The sequence below is a fragment of the Desulfonatronum parangueonense genome (assembly GCF_054656975.1).
Window position 1 is genome coordinate 816,842 of record NZ_BAAHXH010000003.1, and the last position, 23,556, is coordinate 840,397.

Genomic DNA, 23,556 nt, shown 5'->3' on the forward strand with positions numbered 1-23,556 from the left:
CTGGTAGTCTGATAATGGATTCCTATAGGTTTATTCGCCTGACCACCGCCGGAACCCCGGAGCGAGGAATGCTGCGTCTGGGTTCAGGCGATCCGGTGACGGCCATGGAATACCTGGAACGGGATGGCTCCGTGGTGCTGAACGTGGCCCGGGTGCCGGGCGTATTTCGGCTGTGGGCCAGGCTGCGGGTTTACGGATTTCAGAGCGTTTCCCGCTCCGAAACCGCCCAGTGCCTCGAAACTCTGGCCGCCTATCTGGGTAGCGGCATTGCCTTGGCTGATGCCCTGAGCGACCTGCGCGACCGGACCAAGGGGGTCGAGCTGCGTCAGATCATCGGTCACCTGCTGGTGGATGTCGGCTCCGGAGTGGCCTTGAGTGCGGCCATGGCCCGCCACGAGCACGTCTTCAACCAGGTAACCACCACCATGGTCGGCGTGGGCGAGGAGGCTGGGGAACTGCCGGCCCAGATCAGGGCCGCGGCGGGGCATATGCGCCACATGGACGAGATCGCCAAGCTGGCACGGCGCACCCTGATCTATCCCCTGATCACCCTGACCGTGCTCCTGGGAGTTTTCCTGTTCTGGGTCGTGATGGTGGTTCCGGCCCTGGCCGAAACCTTTCGGGATTTGGGGCGGGAGCTGCCCGGCATCATGCAGGCCATGCTCCGCGGTTCGGATTTTCTTCGTGTCCACGGACTGTCCATGCTGGCGGGCATGGGAGTGGCCGGACCGCTGCTCTGGCTGGCCGTCAAAAAATCAACACTGCTGCGCCGCTGGAAAGACAAGATCGCCATCCGGCTGCCCTTCATAGGTCCTGTTCTGGCCCAGGCCGCGGCGGCTCGGGCCCTGGAACTGCTGGGAGTGCTGCTGGGCAACGGCGTGGCTCCGGACAGATCCCTGGACCTGACGTGCAAGGCTACGCACAACGCCCATTATCAGGAAATTCTTGCCCAGGCTCGCCGGCTGATCAGCGGCGGAGTACCCCTGTCCGAGGCCCTGACCCGGAGCAAGGGCTTTGACGATGCGGCCTTGCGCCTGCTGCACGCCGGAGAACGCACCGGACGGCTCAAGGAGCAATGCGACCTGGCCGCGGCGGAGTATCGTCGTCAACTGAATCATTCAGTGCAGATGCTCTCCAAAATGGTGGAACCGTTTTTGCTTGTCGTTTTTACCCTGATGCTGGCTTTTTTCATCCTGGGTTTCCTGGCTCCGATCTACCAGAGTCTTGGCGGGATGTAGTTTTCTGATATTGAATGCGTGGGGTTCACGAAATCGGGGTCGGTATCGGAATCGGTATCGGTATCGAAGAGAATTTATGTGGAGAACTCCTCAAATGCTTTCGACTCCGATACCGATAGCGACCCCGACCCCGATGATCAAGTAAGAGCGGATGACGGGTGCTGAGTACAATTATGAATCAAGGATTTGATTCGGTTCCGTCATGGCAATCGGGGTCGGTATCGGAATCGGTATCGGTATCGAAAAGAGGTTAATGTGGAGAACTCCTCAAATGCTTTCGACCCCGATTCCGATAGCGACCCCGACCCCGACCCCGATTACTGGGGAAAACATACAAAGTGCCGAGTCGTTTTTGTGAGGGCAGGGGAGAGAAGAACACCATTGACGGAGAATCCTGCATGCAAAATTTGCTGATCCGCTCCATCTTTGCCCTGCTGGCCGTGGGAATCCTTTTTGCCGGGTTGCGGTTTGCCATGGCCGGGCACCAGGAGCATGCCAGGGCCTTGGCCGGGCTGGAGCGTGCCCAGCGGGAGCTGGCGGAGCGGGAGCGGGAGCGTGACCAATTGGCAATCGCCTGGCAGCGGATGGACCAGGCCGGAACGCTACTATCAACCCTGGAGCCGGTTCCCCGGCACTGGACCAGTTATCCTTTGGTGATGCGGGCGGTTCTGGACCGGGAACAGGCCGGGAGCGCCTTAAGGTTGCTGGGGCGAGGGGAGGACTGGACCTTTCTGCGGACCGAGGCCTTGACCATGCGTTCGGAGTGCGGACTGGAGCCCTGCGACCGATTCCACATCGACCTGCGGGCCGAGGTGTTCGCTCCGATTCCGGCCTTCTCCATGGAGCATGGTGATCACTGATGGTCCGGACCTATCTGGAGACGACCACGGCAAGGCTTCTGCTGGACCAGGGCCGGCTGCGCCCCGTGGAGGACTGGGGTCCCGGATTTGCCCATGTCTTCATCACCCATGATCAGGACTGGAGTTTCGGGGTGGTGGATGTCCAGGGCCAGGTCAAGTTCGCCGAGCCGCTGGTGCGCAGAGCATTGCGCGAGCGCCGGGAGCTGACCGAAGGAGACCGGCTCTGGCTGTACCGGGTGGCAAGTCTGGGCGGTGGCCGGTTCCAGGCCGTGTACGGGATTTTTTCCGGCGAACGGTTTGAGGCGTTGACCCAGACCTGCCGGGAGCGAATCGACGGAACGGCCTTGCACGACGGGGTGTCCGTGGTCCTGGGGCTGCTCAAGGGCTGCCGCGTCGGCAGGATCAGGGCGGTGATCGTCCTGATCTCGGGTACGGCGGTGGTTGGGATCGGGGATTGTCGGAACTGTCACTGGCTGGTGCGCATGGTCGTGAACGACGGACGGCTGGAACCGGTCCTGGAGCGGGTGCGGGCCGAGGCGGCCTGGCGCAAGCTGTCTCTCCAGGGCATCGATCTGGTTCGGATACTGGACGATGCCGGTCCGGTTCCCCTGTCCGAGGATGTGCGGCAATGGCCGGCTCGGGGGTATATTCAGGGAGACGGTCAGTATCTATCCAGCCTGGAGTCGCTTCTTCCCCGGCTGCCCCTGGATTATTGTCCAGCCAGCAGGGAAGAGCGCCTGCTTCGCCCTCTGGAGCGGGCCGAACCCCTGGCCTGGGCCGCACTGGCCGCGGCGGGGGCCGTGTTGTTCGGTTTCGGATTCTGGCAGCAGGAGCGGGCAGTGGAACTCGAGGTCAAGACCTCGTCTGTTCGCGACCAGATCCAGGCAGTAGCCCATACGCAATTTCAGGCGCCATTTCAGGCGCCATCTCAAAATGCCGAGCGGGTCGACCCGAGTGCGGACCTGGCCACGCATGCGGCCTGGGGAGAGCTGAACCGGCTTCGGGATGCAGTGGGGCCGGCCTTGGAACGGCCCCTGATCGGGGATGCTCTGGCCCGGCTGGCCGCGGCAGCGCAAGGGACGACCAGGATTGCCGAGATCGCGGTTAGTGAAGGACCCGAGACCCTGGTTTTGCGGATCAAGGGGGGACTGGCGACCAGGGAAGGAGATGCTGGAGTCCTGTTCCAGCGGTTTCTTCTGGGGTTGTCCGCCCAGGGATTTGGGATCGAGGATCGACTGCTGGAAATGGCGCCCGGAGGGACAAAATTTTCAGTCACCGCGTCCCTGGGCCGATCCGAAACGGGAAAAATTGCCGTCCTGGCTCAAGAGGGTGCTCCGTGAATCCGTATCGCTGGATCATTCCCGTTCGTTGGCTGCTGATGATCTCCTGTTCCGTCATGGCCATGGCCATGTTCTGGAATGCCGTGACTGGAGTCGAGCCAAGAGGAGTGATCAGGAATCAAGACCAGGACGAACTGGTGCTTCAGGCCGAGAATCTGCTGGACGTGGCCCGAGGCCTGGCCGAGGTTCACGGTTCCTCTCCGGCCCCGGAGCTGGCGGTCCTGTTCGCGGTCAGGCCGCCTGCACCGCCGCCGGCACAGCCGGTCCTCGTGAAAGCAGCCCCGCCTCCCATGGCCTTTTCCGTGGACATGATTATCGCCGCCGGAGAGCAGGGACGAGCCGTTCTTTCCGGTCGTCTGATCCGGGTCGGGGACGTGCTCGGGGATGGTTCCCGGGTCGTGAGCATCCAGGCCGACGGCGTGACTCTGGAAAAACGTGGCGCGCTGCGCCGCCTGCCCGCCCCCGCTGGCCGTATCGTTTCACCCTGAGGAACAACACCAAAATGGTGATTGCCGGGTCTGGCATCGGGGTCGGCGTCGGGGTCGGTATCGGTATCGGGGTCGGTATCGGTATCGGAAGTGAGCCATGCGGAGGCTTCCACATGATTTCATTCGATCCCGATACCGATACCGACCCCGACGCCGATTATAAGAGCAAGAGCACGCCATCGTTTGCCAAGTGAGAACCCCGAAGGAGAAAACATGCGCAAGACCAAGGGGTCTGTATCAGTATCGGGGACGAAATCGGGGTCGGTATCGCTATCGGTATCGGTATCGGAAGCGAGCCATGCGGAGGATTCCACATGATTCATTGATTCGATCCCGATTCCGACCCCGATAGCGATTTATCAAGTACGAGCACGCCAACGAGTGCAAGTGAGAACACCGAAGGAGAAACCCATGCGCAAGACCATCACTTCCATGACCCTGGGCCTCCCGCTGGCCGCCCTGGCCGTTCTGGTCGCCCTGGCCTGGATGACGGCCGGTTGCGCTTCCCAGGCCCAGCAGCCTATTCCCGCGGCCGGGGGACATTCCACGCTGGTCGAGCACGTAGAGGAAATTCGGGCTCTGCGGGAGCGGGAAATGGCCCTGGATCAAAGCAGACGGATTCCGGAGCCGTTGGAGCCGGTCCTGCCGGTCTCCGATCCGTTGGACGGGATGCGGGTCACCCTTTCGGCCCAGGATCAGCGGCTCACCGACGTGCTTTACGCCCTGGCGGACAGCATCGGGCTAAGCCTGGTGATCAACCCGGACGTTCGACTGGCGGACCGGGTGACCATCCGGCTGGTGGACACCCCGGCCTCAACCGTGCTGGACAGCCTGCTGGCGGCCCATGACGTGGCCTATGAACGCCGGGACAACTTTCTGGTCATCCAGCGCTACATCGAAAAATCCTACGAGCTGGGCTTTCTGAACCGGGAGGTCCATGTTTCGCTGGACGCGGGCGGGGACATTTTCGGCAATACCATGACCGGTGGGGATTCTTCGACCGGACGCTCCTCGCGGGGCAGGGATTCGTCGCAAAACCTGAACAGCTCTTTCAAGATTTCAGCAGGGATGGGCAAGGGGATCACGGATGATTCCCTGTACGGCATGCTCCAGGCCAATATCCAGGATATCATCGGCCAGTCCCGCGACCAGGGCGCCTCCGGCCAGTACTTCACCCTGGACCCCACCGCCGGGACACTCTACGTCCGGGCCACGCCGTCCCGGCATCGGGCCGTGGCCGACCTGATCCGCAACGTCAAGCGCAAGGTCTCGCGGCAGGTGATCATTGACGCCTGGATGGTGGAAGTGCGGCTCTCCTCCGAATACCGGCTGGGCGTCGACTGGCAGTTGTTGACGCACTGGCTGTCCAACCTGCGGGGCCTCCGGCTGGAAGCGGGCTGGAATGTGCCGTTGAGCGGGCAGACACCGATGTTCGTGGCCGGCGCTTCGACCATCGGCATGGGCGCCACGGCGGCTTCGGCCACCATGCAGGCCCTGGAGCGGTTCGGTCAGGTCAGTCTGGTCTCCAGTCCGCACGTCCGGGTCAAGCACGGACAACCTGCCCTGTTCACTTCAGGGCGCTCCCAGAACTATGTCCACAGCCTGTCCAGGGATCGGGCCACGGACGTGCTCCGGGAAACGTTTTCCGTGGAGGTGCGCACCCTGTTCGACGGCGTCATGCTCGGCGTGGTGCCGTACGTGGATGACGACGGCATCGTGGATCTGCACATCTATCCCGTGGAAAGCCAGGTCAATCCCGCCAGCCTGGAACTGGTGGACATCACGGGTAGCGGGGACCGCATCACCTTGCCCGAAGTCGCCGTGCGGAACATCACCACCAATGTGCGGGCCAGGGACGGCGACACGGTCGTTCTGGGAGGTCTGATCGGCAAGAGCGATTCCCGCAATCGTAGCGGCTTGATCGCGGCGTCCCGCTTTCCGCTTACCGGAGTCCGCGCCGAGCGGGCCGAAGTTTCGGAACTGGTGATCATCATGGATATCCGGGTGGTGAATTGAGCATTCTGCACGACAGCCTGGAACGTCATCGGCGGGCAGGAACCATCGATGCAGGGCCTGGACCTCCATGGTCCCTCCCCATGCCCGCCGAGCCTCCCCGGCCGGAAAGCGGTCTCTTCACGCGCCGGACATGGCTGTTGCTGGGCGGGCTGGTGCTGTTCAGTCTGGGAGCCTGGGGGATCGTCCAGCTCTGGCCGACCACCGGGGGACCGCACGGGGTGATTCCGTCGCCTGTTGCGTCGCAAGGGGGGGGGACGCAAATCCGCAGCCCTATTGTTCACCAGGACGAAAGCTTTCGAGAATCCAGTTCCAGCCCGATTTCGGTTACCGGCAGCGAACCGTCCAGGACAAGACCCGCGACGCATGATTCACGTTCATTTAGCGCTCCTGTTCATGAACATGCCTTCAGGCAGATTGAACTCTCACCAACTGAAGCTACGTTGCCGACGCAATCGGCCTGGAATCAGACTCGCGCCCCTTCCTCAGTCCCTCGGACATCGACACCAGAGGAGATCGGAGCCCCGGACGCAGTCGCGCACGTGCTGGACCAGCGGAAACTGGAAGAGCTGAATCAGCGCCTGTCCGCGGTGTTGGTCGCACTGAATCCATCCGCGGCAGGATTCGCAACCCGCCTCGCGGAGCCGTATCCGGAACACACCGGGAACGAAATGGAGAAATCAGTTGGAGTTTCCGTGCCGCATGCCGCCGGACATCCTGCCTCGGACGGTTTGGCGGATGTCGGGACCACGGGAGGCGAGAGAGAAGACGAAGCGTTGCCGGTGGTTCATGTCTCCGTTGACCGCCGGAAGGACTCTTCAGATGTCGCGCTGATCAGATCCCTGGAGGAGGAACTGGGGCGGGCCTTGCGAGCCCGGGACTGGGCGACGTTCGACCTGACCTACAATCGGCTGGCGGCCCTGCGGACCGGGGAGGCGCTGATCCATTGGCGTGCGGCCCGGGCCATGACAGGAGCAGACTATGCGCAGGCAAGACAGCTCCTGGAACTTTTGCTCCGGGATAACCCCTTCGACCTCCGGGCCGGGTTGAACATGGCCCTGGTCCTCGAAGCCCAGGGCGAAATCGCCGCGGCACGGGACCTGGCCCGAAACCTGTCCAAGCGCCACCCCCTGGACCCCTCCCTCCACGCTCAGCTGGACCGTCTGGAGAACACCCGGAGCCGTTAAATTCAACGCTGGTGTTGATCCTCGGAGGTGACTACCAGCATACGTTGGCGCTATTCCTTCAGTATCAGTATCAGTATCGGTATCGGTATCGGTATCGGGGTCGAAATCGCTATCGGTATCGGAACCGAGCCATGCGGAGGATACCACATGTTTTCATTCGATTCCGATACCGACCCCGATACCGACCCCGACTTCGATTCCAACGCCAAATCGGAAATATCATTAGCTGCAAAAAAAACAGCGGAGGCTTTAGGCCTCCGCTGTTTTTGACTCAAGTTCGATTTACGTTTCACCCAAACTACAAATTATTATCCTGCAACAGCCGCAAGAACGGGCTGGACGGGGTGAGGATGACTTGGGTGTTGCCGTGGAAGGCTAGTCTGTATGCTTCCAGGGTCCGCATGTACTCGTAGAACTCGGGGTTGCGGTTCAAGGCTTCCCCGAAGATCTTTACGGCTTGGGCATCGCCTTCACCGCGAAGGTGCTGCGCCGTGCGGTTGGCTTGGGCCAGGAGGATGACCCGCTCCCGATCCGCCTGAGAGCGGATGTTGGCGGCGGTTTCTTCACCTTCGGCGCGGTAGGTTTTGGCCTCCCGCTCCCGTTCGGCGATCATCCGGTTGAATACGGCCCGTTGTGTTTCCGCGGGCAGGTCGGTGCGCTTGATCCGCACGTCGATGACCTCGATGCCGAACTCCTGGACCAGTCTGTTGCTTTTGATGGTCAGCTCTTCCATGATCTGCGCCCGTTTCGTGGTGACAACCTCGGTCAAGGTATGCTGACCCAGAAGGACCCGCAGCTCGGCATAGATGATGTCGTCCAGGCGGGCCTGCCCCATGGGCAGGGTGCGCAGGGTGGTGTAGAACCGCAAGGGATCAACGATGCGCCACTTGGAGTAGTTGTCCACCATCATGTTCTTTTTGTCCCTGGTCAGGATTTCCGCGGGGCGGGAATCGTAGTCCAGGATCCGGGCATCAAAGAGTAGAGCGTTCTGGATGAAGGGCAGTTTGAAATGCAGCCCTGGTTCTTTTGTCTCTCCTACCGGCCTACCCAGTTGGAGAACGATGCCCCGTTGCGTTTCGTCTACGATAAAAGCGCTCTGCGTTACCAGAATGAACAGGACGAAGGCCGCAACCAGGAAGACCGGAAGCGTCAAGCGAGGCGTCTTCATTGCGCGCGCCCTCCTCGAACCGCGGTGGAGCCAGTGGAGGCGGGAGCCCCCGAGGATACCGCGGGTTGACCGGCCTGTCGGCCCGCATCAACAGGTTCAGGATTTCTGGTCCGTGGAGCGACTCTGTCCAGAGGCAGATAGGGAAGAACCTGACTCAAGGCTTGATCCGAGAGAAAGGTTTTCGTCAGTTCGGGATTGCTCAGAATCTCCTCCATGGTTTCGATGTACATCCGCGTTCTGGTGACATCCGGAGCCTGATTGTACTCCGCCAGGATGGAGAGGAAACGTTGCGCTTCACCCTCGGCCCTGCGGACCACGGCTTCCTTGTGCGCCTCGGCCTGGTTCAGGATGATCGCGGCTTCACCGCGAGCCCGGGGCACGATGTCGTTGCGGTAGGCTTCGGCCTGATTCTGGATGCGGACCGCGTCCTCCCTGGCTCGGACCACGTCTCGGAACGCGTCGATGACCGGTTCCGGCGGCTGCACGTCCTGCAACTGTACCGCCAGGATTTGGATTCCGGATTCGTAACGATCCATGATCATTTGCATCAGGGCACGGGTTTCATCCTGAATGGCCGGTTTGCCGTCGGTCAAGGCCGCATCCAGCATGTTGTAGCCGATAACTTCACGCATGGCCGTTTCCGCGGCGCTTTTCACGGAAGCGTCCGGCATCTGGATGTTGAACAGGTACTTCACGGGGTCATTGAGTTGGTACTGGACGATGAATTGCACGTCCACGATGTTTTCATCACCGGTGAGCATATGCGATTCTTCAGGTACAGCCCGAAACTGTGGTTCCACCCCCATTGGCGTATTCTGGCCAATGGTCCGGAAGCCGATTTCAAACCGCCGGACTTGCGTGACCTTGGGAGTCTGCACGGACTCGAATGGATAGGGGATGTGGAAATGAGGCCCCGGTTCGGTTATCCGGTGAAAGGCGCCGAAGCGTTGCACCACACCGAGTTCGTCGGGATTGACGATGTAGATCCCGGAGGCAAGCCACAGCAGAAGAACTACCAGGAAAACTATCTTGCCGCCGCCAGGCAGTTTGATATTCTTCAGTTTGTTCAACTGTTCGTTGATTTGCGCGAGATCCGGGCCCCCGCTCGGAGGGCCGTTCCTTTTCCGCTTGTCTTGGAGTTTGTCCCAGTCCCAGTTCATCGCCTGAATATAAGTTAAGAAGCATATCAGGTCAATACTGTATCTCGCTTGTAAGGTTTTACGTAGCCGAACCTACTAAAAGTCTGAACATGCGCGGGATCTGCTTGGCTTGATATCAAAATGCGAATATGAGGTCACTCGGCAAGACAAAAATCATTGAAGTTCATCGACGAGGAGCAGCTACATGAAATCCGTGAAACAGGAGATATTTCGGGCGTATGACATCCGGGGGGTCGTGGACCGGGATTTTGACGAGGAATGGGTGGAAACGCTCGGCAGGGCATGCGGAACCTTTTTCCTGCAGCATGGCAGGCGGCAGGCCGTGGTTGGCCATGATTGCCGACACAGTTCTCCGGGTTACCAGAGCGCCATGATCAGGGGCTTGCTGGCAACGGGCGTGGATGTCCTTTTTATCAACATGGTTCCAACGCCGGTTTTTTATTATGCGGTCAAGAAGTTCAACCGTGAGGCGGGGGTGATGATCACTGCCAGTCACAATCCGCCGGAGTTCAACGGCTTCAAGGTTTGGCTCGGAGAGGGGACCATTCATTCGGCTGATGTCCAGGAGTTGTATACCATCATGCGTCGGGGCGAATTCGCCCGGGGGCAGGGCATGGCCGTGGAGCACGATGTTGTTCCGGCGTACCTGGAAGAGGTTGGGGGGCAGGTTCGCCTGGAAAGCCCGGTCCGGGTCGTGGTGGATGGCGGCAATGGCGCGGGCGGGGAAATCTGCGCCGAGTTGTTGCGGCGGATCGGTGCGGATGTTGTGGAATTATACTGCGAACCCAACGGCGACTTTCCCAACCATCATCCGGACCCGACCCGGGACGAGAACAACGACGATCTGCGGGCCAAGGTTCTGGAGACAAAGGCCCATGTGGGCATCGGGCTGGACGGGGACGGGGATCGTATCGGCGCGTTGGATGAACAGGGCAAGATGATCTATGGAGACCGTCTGCTGGCTGTCTTCGCCCGCCAGGTCCTCAAGGAACGCCCAGGCGCAACCGTCATCGGCGAAGTGAAGTGTTCGCACCTTATGTTTCAGGATATTGCCGATCACGGCGGGAAGCCGATCATGGGGCAGACGGGGCACTCCCTGATCAAGGCCAGGATGAAGGAGACCAGGGCGGTTCTGGCCGGTGAAATGAGCGGGCACATGTTCTTTGCCGACCGCTACTACGGGTTTGATGACGCACTCTATGCTTCCCTCAGGCTGGTGGAGATCATCGGACAGGCGCCGGACAAGCCCCTGAGCAAGTATCTGGCCGAATGGCCCAGGATCTTTTCCACGCCTGAACTGCGGGTGGATTGCCCGGAAGAGATCAAGTTCCAGGTCGTGGATCGGGCCCGGGACTACTTTCGGGACCGCTACGACATGGTCGACGTCGACGGTGTCCGGATTGTCCTTCCGGACGGCTGGGGTCTGCTGCGGGCTTCCAATACCCAACCCGTGCTGGTGTTGCGTTTTGAAGCAGAGTCCGAACAAAGGCTGGCGGAGATTCGCGCTCTGGTGGAAGAACCCTTGCAACAGTGGATTGCTGAATTCGGCGGCGAAATGCAATGATTGTAGAGCGAGTCAGATCCGAGCGAGGTTGTTGAATGCCATTCAGCGTAAGACAGGATGCCCCACCCTGGGAAGGGTTGTTGCGGACTTTGGGCGTGATCTTTGTGTTCATGGGCGTGATCTGGCTGTTCTGGAAGCATAATCAACGCACCATCGAAATGCTGGATACACGGCAGGTTGTGATGGATCAGGCCGGAGCCTTGACCGAGGAGCAGAAGAATTCCGTCGTGGAGTTGTCGCGGGCTTTGCGCGTATCTTTCGGATTGGAACTGCGCCTGCTCATCGCGACGGACGCCCTCTCCATGCCGGTTCTGGACGCCAGAACCATCTACATTGCCCTGAACCCGGAACAGGAGCAGGTGGTCGTGGTGCTGCCTCCCATTGTGGAACGAGCTTTGGGGCATGGTTTTACGACCTATCTGCGCCATGAGCACTTCATTCCGTACTGGGAAAGCGGCAACTGGCAACGGGGATTGGGAGATGCCCTGGGCATGATCTGGGATTCGTTGAGCAACCCGGGCGGCGTCCGATTCGAACCGCATGGTTCTGGAGCACAAGTGGGAAATTATGGGTCCTACCGGGGATCCTTGAAGAATGAGGATGAGAAGGAATGAATCAGGAAAAGACGACAATTATTTATACAGATGGAGCATGCCTGGGAAATCCGGGTCCTGGGGGCTGGGGAGCGGTGGTGATCAACGGACCGGACCGCAGGGAGTTTTCCGGAGGATTTGGATTGACGACCAACAACAGGATGGAACTGCTGGCCGTGGTCGAGGCCCTGAATGCACTGCCGGAGCCCAGCGTGGTTTCGTTATATACCGATTCAAAATATCTGCATGACGCCGTGAACAAGGGGTGGCTGGCCAACTGGAAGCGTAACGGCTGGCGGACGGCAGACAAGAAGTCGGTCAAGAACCAGGATTTGTGGGTGCGGATTGATGCGCTGCTCAAGACCCATGATGTCTGTTTCAACTGGGTGCGCGGTCATTCCGGAAACCCGGAGAACGAATGCTGCGACCGACTGGCCAGCGCCGCGGCATCGGGCTCAGGTTTGCCGAAAGACACGGGGTATATCCGGTAAGGGAGACGTGCCGGACGGAAACGACCGCGGTCATCACGGCGTAACGGCTGCAAAAAAGGCGTCCCTTCTGGAAGGGACGCCTTGAGTATAACCTGAGCGGCACGCACCCGCGGCTGGCGAGGAACCTACAATCCCAGTTTTTCCTTGATGTACGCAACGTCAACATTGTTGCTGACGATCTGGGCGCCTTGCTGAATCTTGACCATGTCCCGCAGTTTCATCCGGGACAAAATGGCATCCATTTTCTTGGACATGGTAAAGGTGTCGTCCCGAACGACGATGACGGGCACCCCTCTGACCTCGGCCCTGGTCAGGATGATGTCGTTGGGGTAGATGTTGCCGGTCAGAATCAGGCACGGGCACTCGCCTTCCAGGGCCACGAGCTGGACGTCCGATCTGTCGCCGCCCATGATGATGGCGGTATTTTTGTTCTTGCGGAAGTGGGTCATGAAGTTTTCGACCTGCATGCTGCCGATGAGAAAATTCTCAACGACCCGGTCGGCCTTGTCCTTGGCCGCGACAAGCTTGCCGCCCAGCCTCTGGGCCAGTTCGCCCACCTGCACCGCGCCGAGCAGCGGATCCCGCGGCAGAATTCCCAGGACCTTCACGCCACTGCGTTCCAGAAAGGGAACAAGCATGTTTTTCAACTCATCCATGAAGTCCATGGGAACATCGTTCAGAATCGTGCCGATCAACTGATCTCCCAAAGCGTCCTTGAGCACCACAAGGTAGTCGTAGTTCAACTCCTTGGAATAGCGATCGATGACGATGGACTTGATGCCCAGGGTGCGGATGACCTCGACAGCGTCGACATTGCAGTATTTTCCGGAGTACATGCTTCCGGAACCGGCCACGATGGTGACGTCCTTCCCTTTACTGATGGTTTCGTAGCTGCGCTTGATGTCGCCCATAAGGTCGTGGGTCAGACCGCCAAAGGCCTTGGCCTTGAAGTCTTCGGTGACAAGAACAGGGGTGACGACTTCAGGATCTTCGCTCAGGCCCAGAACATCCTGGACAAAAAAAGCATCCTCATCGCCCATTTTGCCGTCTTTTTGCACGGGAACGGCGCCCACTGGCTTAATGTAGCCGACGTTCAGGCCGTCTTTTTGAAACTTCAGACCAAGTCCCATGGCTATCAGGTTCTTGCCTGAATAACCGGACGTCGAGCCAACATACATGCCGACCATAGGATGCCTCCTTCAAGTACGTTCGTTATCGTGTAGGGTGAATGAACTTCCGTCAAACTTCTAGCAATTTACTCCATGTAATTTACGCGGACCCAATATCAATCGCAAGATTTTCAAGGCAAGTCTCCTCCAACCTAGATAAATGGCATGTTCTGCTCGATGAAAGGTTGGATGGGCAAGCAGGCAGTCCGGATTTCTGTTTGAAAAAACGGTTGACTGGGTATTTTTTTCCCTGATAGCTGCACCTGTCCGGAGCATGGGACGCTTCCGGGAATGGACAGCCGATGACGGCCCGGGGGGGCCGAGTGGAGGAAATGTCTGGCTTGCCATCGGACATGAACGGGCAGCATTCTCAAGTGGAAGGCCATTAAATCCCGGTGAGTGAAAAGGCTCTTTTGCACATAAAAAAGGGGGAAGGTCAACGTGTCACTGACTCAGGATGACTTGTCAAAAAGGAATTTCAATTACACGTTTCAGGACTTGAATCTATTGCATGAAGCATTGACGCACAGTTCGTTTGCAAACGAGTCTGCCGGAAGAGGCCAGAGCAATGAGCGACTGGAGTTTCTGGGAGACGCGGTTCTGGAACTGTGCATCACCGAGGAACTCTTTGCCCGGTATCCCGATGCCAACGAGGGGCAGTTGACTACCTTCAGGGCCATGCTTGTCAATGAAGCCGTACTGGCCGGCTTGACCCGCAAACTGCGCATCGACCAGGCCTTGCTGCTGGGGCGGGGAGAGGAAAATCAAGGTGGGCGGCACCGCCAATCGCTGCTCAGCGATGCTTTCGAGGCGCTGCTGGGGGCCGTTTTTCTGGATGGAGGTTATGCCACGGCCAGGAAGTGGGTGGTGGAGCAGTTCGCCGACCTATGGCCCAAACAGGTCGAGGTGACCGTGGAAAAGGATCATAAAACCAAATTGCAGGAATTGACCCAGCAGAATTATCGGGACAGGCCGTCCTATGTTCTGGAGGGGAGTTCGGGACCGGAGCATGAGCGAACCTTTCATGTCATGCTCAAGCTGCCGTCGGGGGAGGAATTCCGGAGTTCGGGGAGCAGCGTGAAAAAAGCCGAGCAAAATGCCGCCAGCCAAGCCCTGATGTTCCTCAAAAACAGTTGACCTGCAGCGGTAGACATCCGTCCCGTGGGAACACGGTCCCAGGGGACGGATGTCAGGAGGAGGTCAACCGATGTCACAAGTACTACAATTTTATGGATTAACCGGCTGTGCCGACTAGCCGCTGATGAGCTGCATGGCCATTCTGGGCAGAGAGTTGGCCTGGGCCAACATGGCCACCGCGGCCTGGGTGATGATCTGGTTGCGCACGAACTCGGTCATCTCGAGAGCCACGTCCGCGTCCGAGATCCGCGATTCTGCGGCTTGCAGGTTTTCGGCCTGGATGGAGAGGTTGGTGATGGTGTTGGCTAGGCGGTTTTGCAGACCACCGAGACTTGCGCGAATGTTGTCCTTGGAAAGGATGGCGTTTTCCAAGGCTTCCAGTGCTTCCTGGGCACCCTGTTGGGTGGAAATGGAATGACCTGCACTGCTGTTGGACGTGTCTGAACTGCTGCCCACGCCCAAAGCCGAGGCCGTGGAATTTCCGATTGCGATGTAGTAATAATCCTCGGAACTATTGTTTGCTGGGCCAAAATGGATTTTGAGAGGTCCTTTAGAATTCAATCCGTCACCTTCATGATCTTCCCCCCAATTGGCGGCATTGGGGCTTAAAGCAGAAAGATTGCCGTTCAGCAGGTAGATCCCATTGAACTTCGTGGCATTGGCAATTCGGGTGATTTCCGAGGCCATGGCCTGGTATTCGGAGTCGATGATCAGGCGCTGGTCCGAGTTGTAGGTGCCGGTGGCGGCCTGGGTGGCCAGTTCCTTCATTCGGATCAGCTTTTCGTCGATGACGGCCAAGGCGCCGTCCGCTGTCTGGATCATGGAGATGGCGTCATTGGCATTGCGGATGCCCTGGCGCATGGAGGAAATCTCCGCGCGCATCAATTCGCGAATGGCCAAACCCGCGGCGTCGTCCGCGGCGCTGTTGATGCGCAAACCTGAAGAAAGCCGCTCCGTGGACGTCCCAAGCCTGCCATAACTTTGGGCAAGGTTCCGGGCGGCGTTCTGGGCCATTAAGTTGTTATTGATAGTCAAAGACATAGCGAGACCTCCTCAAAAAGGTGTGACACGGTGATGTCTCGTGCTAAGCAATCCAGATGCCAATGTTTAATATCTACATTATTTCAATTTGTTGGATTGTATGGCACTTTTTGAGGCGACAATTTTTTAAAAGATTCTGAACAGGTGCAGCCAACTGCGCCAAGGATGATGATTTTTTTTATTTTTTTATTTAATTCAAGTTGTTATGGGGTGATAATTATTTTTTGACCGGATTTTTCATGTGTCTATCCATGTCATTGGCATGACGCGAGGCTGAAAATATTGCTTATCTGATTTGGCCTTCATCCAGGCGATGGTCAGAGATTGGTGTTGATATGGTAGTGCGTTCGCCCATTGTTGTTGGAGTTGCCTGAATGCTGCGGCTTTGGGCTAAAGTAATCAGGCAGATTGTCCGATAATGGATTTGAGCAGACGAGGTATATCGACTTGAAATTTTCCCTGGCCGGCTCACCCCTTTTTCCTGAACTGTTCGTTCAGACTGTGGAGCCGGAAATAATCCATCAATCCAGCATAATTTGTTTGTGAGTTCAGCCGTCAACGGAGGAGTGCCGACATGCAACTGGAAAGCGTTTTGGAAAAAATTGCATCCCCTTCAGGAACGGCATTGCTGAACAATGTCGGGAAGGTCGATGAAAAGGCAAAAGCGGCTGTTGAGCCTGTTGGTCATGAACCTGACGACAGCTCTTCACGACAAACCAAAAACATTCTGATGGAGGCCCTGGATGTCGCCCAGGACAGGTTGGACGGAACGGGGTTGAATGTGCGGCTGAAAATGACCGACAACAGCGACCGGTTTCAGGTGGAGGTGTTCAACCCGGAAACCAAGGAGGTCATACGGCGTTTTCCGCCGGACGAGATCATTCGGCTGGCTGAATCCATTGACGAGATGGCCGGCTTGATCGTGAATCGATCATTGTGAGGGGAGCAAGACGACACGTTTCCGGCATGGGCTTATTCTTGTGAGCCCACTGGGAATAGGGTAGAGATGTTCAAAATTCAACGCTGATCCGGATTGAGCATCTGGTGAACTGCACTCAGAATGCAATACATCCCGCCAACCCACCTTCTACCCAACCATCCCATCCCATGCCTGGAATAGACCTGCACACCCACTCGAATGCTTCCGATGGAACCCTGACCCCCACAGAATTGATCCAGGCGGCGGTTGCCGCTGGTCTGGAGGCCATTGCCCTGACCGACCATGATACCACCGGCGGCCTGGACGAGGCCTCTCGAGCAGCCGAGAATCTGGGAATAGAATTCATCCCGGGTTGCGAGCTGAGCGTTGTTTCGCCTCATGGCAACATGCATATCCTGGGGTACTGGATCCCTTCGGGCCGGAGCGCGCTCAGCGACTCCCTGCAGTATCTGCGGGACCGCCGGCATGAGCGCAATCATCTGATCATGGCGAAACTCAACGCCCTGGATATGGAAATTGCCTACGAAGAGGTTCTGGCCGTTTCCGGAGGCGATGCCGTGGGCCGCCCGCATATTGCCCAGGTGATGCAGGCCAAGGGATATGTGCGGGATGTCGGTGAAGCCTTCCGGGATTATCTCGGTTCCGAGGGCAAGGCCTATATCCCCAAGGTCAAGCTGGACCCTCGCCAGGGCATTGAACTCTTGAAATCCGTCGGAGCCACGGTGGTTCTGGCGCATCCTTTCCTGCTCGGGTTGCAGGGGCCGGATCTTCGGGGTGTTCTGCGCCAGCTCAAGGAATTCGGCCTGGACGGTATTGAAGCACATTACACCTTGCATCGGCCGGATCAGACCCACCTGTACCTGCAACTGGCGCGGGAGTTGGATTTCCTGGTCACCGGCGGATCGGATTTTCACGGCTCCGTGAAGCCGGATGTCCATTTAGGCGTCGGCCGCGGCGGCTTGTTCGTATCCTCCGAGCTGCTGGAGGCGATGAAGGAACATCGAGTCCGTCAGGGGCTTGCCGCCTGATAGTACATTGACCTCTGCTGATGCCTTTCCATTCGCCTCGCCCTGAACTGCTGGCGCCGGCCGGCAACCCCGTCAAATTCCAGGCTGCGTTGCTTTACGGAGCGGATGCCGTGTATCTCGGCGGACCCTCGTTGAATCTGCGAGCCGGCGCCGACGGCTTTCACCGGGAAACCTTGTCCGAGGCCCTGGAGCAGGCTCGTTCCTCCAATGTCAAAATCTATTATTGCCTGAACGCGTTCCCTCTGGAGAAGGACCTGGACCTGGTCCGAACCTGCCTGGAGCAGCTTTCGGACTTGGGCGATGCCGGCGTAGACGGGTTGATTGTGGCCGATCCCGGCGTGTTTCATCTGGCCCGGAAGTTTTTGCCGCATGTGCCTCTCCATGTCAGCACCCAGGCCAATACCGGCAACAGCGCGGCCGCGGCATTCTGGCGCGACCAAGGCGCGACGCGGATCAATCTGGCGCGGGAGATGGCCTTGGGCGATATCCGGAGCCTGGCCAGGGCCGTGCCGGATCTGGAACTGGAAATGTTCGTCCACGGCGCCATGTGTCTGGCCTTGTCCGGGCGCTGTTCGTTGAGCGCCTATCTGAACGCCCGCTCCGCAAACAAGGGAAGCTGCACACAGCCATGCCGGTTCAAGTATCGGCCAAAGGCCATGGCCGTGGAAGAACAGCTCCGGCCTGGCGAAATCCTGTGGGAAGTCCTGGAGGACCAGGAGTACACGGCCTTCTTCAGTCCTCGCGATCTCTGCCTGGTCAAGTATCTGCCCTGGATTTGGAAAAATGGGATCAAAGCCGTGAAAATCGAGGGCCGAATGCGATCCGCGGCCTATGTCGCCCTGACCTGCGACGTCTATCACACGGCACTCGAGGATCTGACCGTGGGCCGGTTCCGGCCGCAGCTCTACCTGCATGAACTTGGACTGGCCCTGCATCGGCCCATGGATTCCGGCTTCTTTCTTCCCGGTGCTCCGAGTGCAACCGCGAGACGCTGGGATTGTGCCGGTCGGATGACCATGGTTGGCCATCTGATCCGCCAGGAAACACAGGAACAGTGGATGGTCCAGGTTCTGGATCGTTGGGATGCGGCGAAACCAATGGAACTGGTTCTGCCGGGCCTGCGCCGCCCTGTGGTGCAGGCATCGGAGTACGGCCTGGAGAACGAGCGGGGCGAAAAGCTCGCTTTCGCCCACCCAGGTCAGCGTGTCCTGCTCTCCTGCTCTCACCCATCCTGCCGACCGGGCATTTTTGTCCGACAGGACCAGCCTGAAAGAACGTCACCCACTCGATGAGCGCCTTGCACCGTAAATCCGATTTGGCCACGATCTCCGGCCACGAGCACTTTCAGGCGGTGGATGCCCGCCTCTTGCGGCAGAAAGCCACGGATGCGGCCCGCAATCCCCGGCTGCGTGAAATTCACATTCTGCATGCCGGAGACGAGGATCCGATGCACCGCATGCTCAACGCTCTGCAGCCCGGCACCTACGCCCGGCCCCATCGGCATTTGCATCCGCCCAAGTCCGAAGGATTCGTCATCTTGCAGGGCAGTGCCGGAGTTGTGGTTTTTGATCAGACTCCTGACGGTATCCGGGAAGAGCGCGTCCTGCTGGACCGGGAGCGCGGGGATTTCGCCGTCGACGTCCGGGCCGGCGTCTGGCACACGATTCTGGCCCTGGCGCCGGATACCGTGATCTATGAAGTCAAGCCGGGGCCCTATGCACCGGCAACGGACAAGGATTTCGCCCCCTGGGCCCCGCCCGCGGACAGCGTTGATGCAGCAAAGTACTTGCGGGAACTGGAAGAACGGTTCAGAGCGGCATTCGGGTTGACGTGACACCTTGAACATCATCCGGTTGAATACCATTTGGCTACTCAGCAAAATGTAGCTGCTCAGAAAAGGCTGTTGAACACCGCGGTAAACAACTGGATTCCGGCTTTCGCCGGAATGACTGGTGAAAGAAGGCCGATGCATATTGAAGGCATACCGGCGTAGGCCGGTATCCAGTCATATTTTTTCTCGGATGAGTTGAGTAGTTACTGGAAAACTATCCTTTTCTGCTCTCAAGGTGAATCGTTGCCATCCGGTTTGGCTTGGGACGCTCTGAGCAGAACGACTCAGTGCGGGCATATTTATCCCGCGGCCATATCTTCCAAAGCCGCCTTGTCCAGGAGCCTGATGGTCCGCCCGTGGACCTCGATCACGCCGTTTTCAGACATCTTTTTCAATGTCCTGGAGAGGGTTTCCGGCGTCGTGCCCAAGAGGGTGGCCAGCTGGCCCTTGGTCACATCCAGTTCCACCTCGTCCGTCTGCACCAGTTCGCTGCCGGCATGCAGCAGATACGCCGCCAGCCGGGCCGGACTTTCCTTGAGGGACAGATTTTCCACCAGCCTGGTCAACTGACGCAACCGCTTCGACAGGTCGGCCAGCATGTTCATGGCCAGATTCGGATCCCTGGCCACAAGCCTGCGAATGGCGGCCCTGGGAAAAAAAAGGGTTCTCGTCTCCCGCAACGTCGCGGCATTGGCCGGATAGGCTCCCCCGGAATAGACCGGGACTTCGGCAAAAATTTCATCCGGTCCGACAAAGTGGAGCACCTGCTCCTTGCCGTCAAAGGACATCTTGAACACCTTCACCTGCCCGGAAAGAACAAGAAAAAAGCCCGCCGCCGGATCGCCCTCGGAAAAAATGAGATCACCAGGCTGATACCGAATCGGTTCGGCAATATTGGCCAGCGACTGAAGTTGCTGCGTGGACAGCCCTTGAAAGACCGGCATCTTGCCGAGCAGGGCGGTGATGTGTTCATCCATGTTGGACCCGTTGTGTTGGCGTGTTGGCGTTGATGTTGTCGAAAAAATGACGACTCATGTCATCCTAAAAAGCGGACGCTGCTTTTTTTCAGAAAGCGGATTGGGTTATAGGAGAGTTTCGCCTTGCGCAGTCCTTCGTCGTCCAAGTCCTGCTCCCGGTTGACGTACTCGAAACCACTTGCCGCATTGGTCAGGAACAGCTTGTTGATGGCTTGATAGACGCCCTTGTAGCCGGTGTGCCCCTTTTCGAAGTGGATGACCATGGTGTTTTCGGTCAGAGCCTCGGCCACTGTATAGGCGACGATTTCCTCGTTCACCTCCAGAACTCCGCCCTTGAGCCCCGGGATCCTGTCCCACTCCTTGAGAACGCGTCCTATGGCCGTGTTCTCCGCTTCCAATGCATTGGAGTGGGCGCATTCCTTCCAGGAACACCAGTTTTGCTGCATTTCCAGCACGCGCTCCACGCAATCCATATCCAGATCGTGATAGATTGCCTGGTGTGCGCGTTCGAACTGGTTGAAAAGGTTCTTTTTTTTGTGAAAGCGATTTCCTTTCAGCTCCACCAGCTCCCGAACCAGATAGATGTAATCCCACTGCCCCCGGGCATCGGACACCACGAGCCGCTCACCGAAACGGCCCCGCCAGATGCGGGCCAGTTCCTCGGGCACGCGCTGAAAACGGGCCGACCTGAGTCGTGGGGCATGCTCCTCCCAGTCAATCTTCTCCCATGATCCGATAGGGGCCCAGTAGACCGGTTCCGGCTTCTGTTGCCTGATCCAGACCAGGTCCTTCTCGAAAAACCATTCCAGGCCGTATTCCTCGGCCCAACCGAAAATGTTCGCAAAGCTGTAGTCCGATGTTTTCTGGGGGCACTGGGCCAGCAACAGCAGATACTGCTCCTGGTCCCGCAAGCTGACAGGGTGGAATTCAATGGGCATGATGTTCTTGATTGTTTTGGATGATAGTGAGGATTGTCGCGGTCGTGAAGAGCGGCCACTGAATCGTGCCGGTCACGACTGCCGGGCATGATCCGGAGTCGCGATTATGCGCGCACAAGGGACGAGACGACCAGACGGTGGATTTCCTGGGCCGTCCGGGGATCGACGGATTCCAGTTCGCGCAGGGCCTCCGGGGTGAGCAGAAAAGTTTCCACCGCGGATTCCGCCTGATAAGAGCAGCAGGATTTCCATGGCTCATAGGCAGCGGGCACGGCGAAAAAAGTGCCCTGGCCAAGAGTTCGCAACGTACTGCTGCTCCCCGAGGAAGCTGAAACGCTCTCGCGGACAGCGCCTTGATGAATGAAGAACATTCCGGGCGCCGGGGCGTTTTCCGCCAACAGTTCCTGACCCGCGGCAAATGAGCGGGCCTCCAGATATGGACGGATTCGATCCAACAGCGTTTCAACGTGTTCCTGCTGTTCCAGCTGATCCAGAAGATCGTCGGCGACTTCGTCGAAGAGCCGGTCATGTGATATTCGTGAGTCCGGCGTGGCCTTGGCCAATGTCGACAGGGCGGAGTTCAGCAACTGGTCCTCGATCCATTCCAGGGCCGTATTTTTATCCGGAAAAACTCGAACCTTGGAAGCTGTTTCCGGTCCGGCGACCTGGTTGAACAGGTCCACGAAAAGTCCTGGTGGTGCTGAGAGAATGAAATTTTCATTGCGTGTCGAGATGCGTTGGGCCAGACGGACGAAGTTGTTCACCGCCGAGATGTCGAATCCGGTCACTTTCTGAAAGTCGACCAGAATGAACCGGGTTTCCTCATTCGTCCAGGCTTCCATGACCGCCGAGGTCAAGGCGTTGACCGAACCGAAAAAAAGAAAGCCGTTCAGGTCAAAGATATAGGCACTGCGTCCATGTTCGGCAAGCAGCCGCTGGTGGGGCAGGGGACGTGCCTTGCGGCTGCGGGTCTGGGCGGAGGTGGAAGCGGACTCGACAGCCGGAATCCGACTCAGCTTGGCCACGAACAAGGTCACGGTGGCCAGCAGACCCAGCAATACCCCGTACAAATATCCAAATATGCCGATGGTGGCAAAAACGCCGACCACGATCATGTAGTCGGCCCTGGGCATCCGTTTGTACGTATCGAGGATCCAGTCCGAAAGAAAAAAAAGGCCCAGAAGCAGTAAAAAACCGCCTAACAAGGCCTTTGGGAATATTGAAATGATTTGACCGCCGAAAACAAGCGTTGCGATGACCACGGCCATGGCCGTCAGTCCGACGATCCTCGTGTCCGCGCCGGTCTTGTAGCCCAGCATGGAGAGACTCAGGGCGGAGTACCCGGCGGACGATCCGGCCAGGGCCGCCAGGGCGTTTCCGCCGCTGTTGACCAGCAACTCCCGGTTCAAATCCAGATCTCGCTGCGCTGCCAGTTCGATTCCGCCGGTGTTCAGGAGCAATCCAAGCAGAGCGATGAAGGGGATAACGGCCAAGGTCGGCAATTGGGGCAAGAGGGCGTTCCACTGGATGATTTGATAATCCGAAAGGCTGAATACCGGCCAGAGATGCGTCGAGGCAAAGGAAGCAAAAAAAAGTCCCGATTCTCGGGCCTGTTCCATGTCCAGGTCAAAGACGGGCATGGCCAGGTGGTACAGGATCAAGCCAGCGACCATCGAGCCGGGGAGAATCAAAAAGTGGGACCAGCGGCGCAGGCAAAAGAACAGTAGCAGGGCATAGGCGGCTCCGGGCGCCCAGAGCATGAGCGTCTCCGTGGACAGCAAAGCCGGGGCCGTGGCCCATGTCATGGAAAATCCAGTCATCACCTCCAGGCTGCCTTTTGTCAGCAGCCAGCCTGTGCCGGCAAGAAACCCGGCAACTACAGGATAGGGCATGAATCGGATATAGCCTGCAAAACGCATGACCCCGGCCAGCAGGAAAAATACGGCAGTGGCCATGGAGGAAAGCATCAATGCGGCCACAACGGTGATGAAGGCCGTCTCGGTGTGTCCGCTGCCCAACGTCATGGCAATGCCGGCCGCGGCACCGGCAAAAATGGCAACGGGCGCATCCTGGGGGATGTTGATGGTGGGACGAAAGCTGCTGAACAGGGCTGATACCAGGAGGAGCGCCAGGGCTCCGGCCATGGTCAATCCCATGCCCCGCTGCGCGTGAACCTCCAAGGGGCCGGAAAAAATCATCGCGGCGAAGGAAACCTGAATAATGATCACCATCAGGCTGACCACCAGTCCGATGCTTATTCCGGAAAGACATTTGACCGAGGCGAAGTCGCTCAGGACTTCCCGGACCACGGATGGACTGGAGGAAGCAGCAGCGGATGGATCAGTCATATTGGTCCTTGCGAAGGTCGTGGGAACTGTTCGGGTCATTCATAA

At 58.4% G+C, this 23,556-nt stretch carries 22 protein-coding genes; 15 read left to right on the forward strand and 7 right to left on the reverse strand.

Features of this window, described 5'->3' with window-relative positions; genetic code table 11:
• Nucleotides 1–14: 14 nt before the first annotated feature.
• From ACYQ15_RS04140 to ACYQ15_RS04170, 7 genes are all read left to right on the forward strand, one after another.
• Nucleotides 15–1,238: a type II secretion system F family protein gene (locus ACYQ15_RS04140; RefSeq protein WP_459936259.1), complete on the forward strand. Its 1,224-nt coding sequence runs from the start codon at nucleotides 15–17 to the stop codon at nucleotides 1,236–1,238.
• A gap of 398 nt (nucleotides 1,239–1,636) precedes the next feature.
• Entirely contained in the window at nucleotides 1,637–2,098 is a 462-nt protein-coding gene (locus tag ACYQ15_RS04145) for a hypothetical protein (RefSeq protein WP_459936260.1), read from the forward strand.
• Nucleotides 2,098–3,438: a hypothetical protein gene (locus ACYQ15_RS04150; protein ID WP_459936261.1), complete on the forward strand. Its 1,341-nt coding sequence runs from the start codon at nucleotides 2,098–2,100 to the stop codon at nucleotides 3,436–3,438. Before ACYQ15_RS04145 ends, ACYQ15_RS04150 begins: the two co-directional genes overlap by 1 nt.
• Nucleotides 3,435–3,926, forward strand: coding sequence for a hypothetical protein (locus ACYQ15_RS04155; RefSeq protein ID WP_459936262.1), 492 nt, complete (start codon nucleotides 3,435–3,437; stop codon nucleotides 3,924–3,926). Before ACYQ15_RS04150 ends, ACYQ15_RS04155 begins: the two co-directional genes overlap by 4 nt.
• A gap of 14 nt (nucleotides 3,927–3,940) precedes the next feature.
• The gene (locus ACYQ15_RS04160) at nucleotides 3,941–4,120 is read left to right on the forward strand and encodes a hypothetical protein (protein WP_459936263.1); all 180 of its coding nucleotides are present in this window, start codon (nucleotides 3,941–3,943) and stop codon (nucleotides 4,118–4,120) included.
• 217 nt (nucleotides 4,121–4,337) lie between these two features.
• Nucleotides 4,338–5,942, forward strand: coding sequence for a hypothetical protein (locus tag ACYQ15_RS04165; RefSeq protein ID WP_459936264.1), 1,605 nt, complete (start codon nucleotides 4,338–4,340; stop codon nucleotides 5,940–5,942).
• Nucleotides 5,939–7,126 (forward strand): tetratricopeptide repeat protein, encoded by a 1,188-nt coding sequence (locus ACYQ15_RS04170; RefSeq protein WP_459936265.1) that lies wholly within the window; start codon nucleotides 5,939–5,941, stop codon nucleotides 7,124–7,126. The genes ACYQ15_RS04165 and ACYQ15_RS04170 overlap by 4 nt, the downstream gene beginning before the upstream one ends.
• Nucleotides 7,127–7,424: 298 nt before the next feature.
• Here the strand turns inward: ACYQ15_RS04170 and hflC are convergent, their stop codons facing one another.
• Both hflC and hflK read right to left on the reverse strand, forming a co-directional pair.
• Nucleotides 7,425–8,294 carry a protease modulator HflC gene (hflC, locus tag ACYQ15_RS04175; protein ID WP_459936266.1) on the reverse strand — a complete coding sequence of 290 codons (870 nt, stop codon included), beginning with the start codon at nucleotides 8,292–8,294 and terminating at the stop codon, nucleotides 7,425–7,427.
• Nucleotides 8,291–9,454 (reverse strand): FtsH protease activity modulator HflK, encoded by a 1,164-nt coding sequence (hflK, locus tag ACYQ15_RS04180; RefSeq protein WP_459936267.1) that lies wholly within the window; start codon nucleotides 9,452–9,454, stop codon nucleotides 8,291–8,293. The genes hflC and hflK overlap by 4 nt, the downstream gene beginning before the upstream one ends.
• Nucleotides 9,455–9,638: 184 nt before the next feature.
• Here hflK and ACYQ15_RS04185 point away from each other — a divergent pair, with 184 nt between their 5' ends.
• The 3 genes from ACYQ15_RS04185 to rnhA are packed head-to-tail and all read left to right on the forward strand — an operon-like array spanning nucleotide 9,639 to nucleotide 12,102.
• Entirely contained in the window at nucleotides 9,639–11,018 is a 1,380-nt protein-coding gene (locus ACYQ15_RS04185) for a phosphomannomutase/phosphoglucomutase (protein WP_459936268.1), read from the forward strand.
• Between the two features lie 35 nt (nucleotides 11,019–11,053).
• Nucleotides 11,054–11,632: a TPM domain-containing protein gene (locus tag ACYQ15_RS04190; protein ID WP_459936269.1), complete on the forward strand. Its 579-nt coding sequence runs from the start codon at nucleotides 11,054–11,056 to the stop codon at nucleotides 11,630–11,632.
• On the forward strand, nucleotides 11,629–12,102 hold the full coding sequence (rnhA, locus tag ACYQ15_RS04195) for a ribonuclease HI (protein ID WP_459936270.1): 474 nt from the start codon (nucleotides 11,629–11,631) through the stop codon (nucleotides 12,100–12,102). Before ACYQ15_RS04190 ends, rnhA begins: the two co-directional genes overlap by 4 nt.
• 125 nt (nucleotides 12,103–12,227) lie before the next feature.
• Here rnhA and ACYQ15_RS04200 read toward each other — a convergent pair whose 3' ends face one another.
• Nucleotides 12,228–13,289 carry a phosphotransacetylase family protein gene (locus ACYQ15_RS04200; RefSeq protein WP_459936271.1) on the reverse strand — a complete coding sequence of 354 codons (1,062 nt, stop codon included), beginning with the start codon at nucleotides 13,287–13,289 and terminating at the stop codon, nucleotides 12,228–12,230.
• A 429-nt stretch (nucleotides 13,290–13,718) separates the two neighbouring features.
• Here ACYQ15_RS04200 and rnc point away from each other — a divergent pair, with 429 nt between their 5' ends.
• The gene (gene rnc, locus ACYQ15_RS04205) at nucleotides 13,719–14,408 is read left to right on the forward strand and encodes a ribonuclease III (protein ID WP_459939546.1); all 690 of its coding nucleotides are present in this window, start codon (nucleotides 13,719–13,721) and stop codon (nucleotides 14,406–14,408) included.
• Between the two features lie 114 nt (nucleotides 14,409–14,522).
• Here rnc and ACYQ15_RS04210 read toward each other — a convergent pair whose 3' ends face one another.
• Nucleotides 14,523–15,449 (reverse strand): flagellin N-terminal helical domain-containing protein, encoded by a 927-nt coding sequence (locus ACYQ15_RS04210; protein WP_459936272.1) that lies wholly within the window; start codon nucleotides 15,447–15,449, stop codon nucleotides 14,523–14,525.
• Nucleotides 15,450–16,023: 574 nt separating this feature from the next.
• Between ACYQ15_RS04210 and ACYQ15_RS04215 the strand changes: the two genes are divergently transcribed.
• From ACYQ15_RS04215 to ACYQ15_RS04230, 4 genes are all read left to right on the forward strand, one after another.
• Entirely contained in the window at nucleotides 16,024–16,389 is a 366-nt protein-coding gene (locus tag ACYQ15_RS04215) for a flagellar protein FlaG (RefSeq protein WP_459936273.1), read from the forward strand.
• 167 nt (nucleotides 16,390–16,556) lie between these two features.
• Nucleotides 16,557–17,417 (forward strand): PHP domain-containing protein, encoded by an 861-nt coding sequence (locus ACYQ15_RS04220; RefSeq protein WP_459936274.1) that lies wholly within the window; start codon nucleotides 16,557–16,559, stop codon nucleotides 17,415–17,417.
• Nucleotides 17,418–17,437: 20 nt separating this feature from the next.
• Nucleotides 17,438–18,709, forward strand: coding sequence for a peptidase U32 family protein (locus ACYQ15_RS04225; RefSeq protein WP_459936275.1), 1,272 nt, complete (start codon nucleotides 17,438–17,440; stop codon nucleotides 18,707–18,709).
• A complete protein-coding gene (locus ACYQ15_RS04230) occupies nucleotides 18,706–19,251 on the forward strand; it encodes a WbuC family cupin fold metalloprotein (protein WP_459936276.1) in 546 nt (181 codons plus the stop codon). Before ACYQ15_RS04225 ends, ACYQ15_RS04230 begins: the two co-directional genes overlap by 4 nt.
• Nucleotides 19,252–19,547: 296 nt before the next feature.
• Here ACYQ15_RS04230 and ACYQ15_RS04235 read toward each other — a convergent pair whose 3' ends face one another.
• The 3 genes from ACYQ15_RS04235 to ACYQ15_RS04245 all read right to left on the reverse strand — a co-directional run bounded on the left by ACYQ15_RS04235 (nucleotide 19,548) and on the right by ACYQ15_RS04245 (nucleotide 23,511).
• Entirely contained in the window at nucleotides 19,548–20,225 is a 678-nt protein-coding gene (locus tag ACYQ15_RS04235; RefSeq protein ID WP_459936277.1) for a Crp/Fnr family transcriptional regulator, read from the reverse strand.
• A gap of 59 nt (nucleotides 20,226–20,284) precedes the next feature.
• Nucleotides 20,285–21,163, reverse strand: a complete 879-nt coding sequence (locus ACYQ15_RS04240) for a DUF2156 domain-containing protein (RefSeq protein WP_459936278.1) — start codon at nucleotides 21,161–21,163, stop codon at nucleotides 20,285–20,287.
• 104 nt (nucleotides 21,164–21,267) lie between these two features.
• Nucleotides 21,268–23,511, reverse strand: a complete 2,244-nt coding sequence (locus ACYQ15_RS04245; protein ID WP_459936279.1) for a SulP family inorganic anion transporter — start codon at nucleotides 23,509–23,511, stop codon at nucleotides 21,268–21,270.
• Nucleotides 23,512–23,556 lie beyond the last annotated feature (45 nt).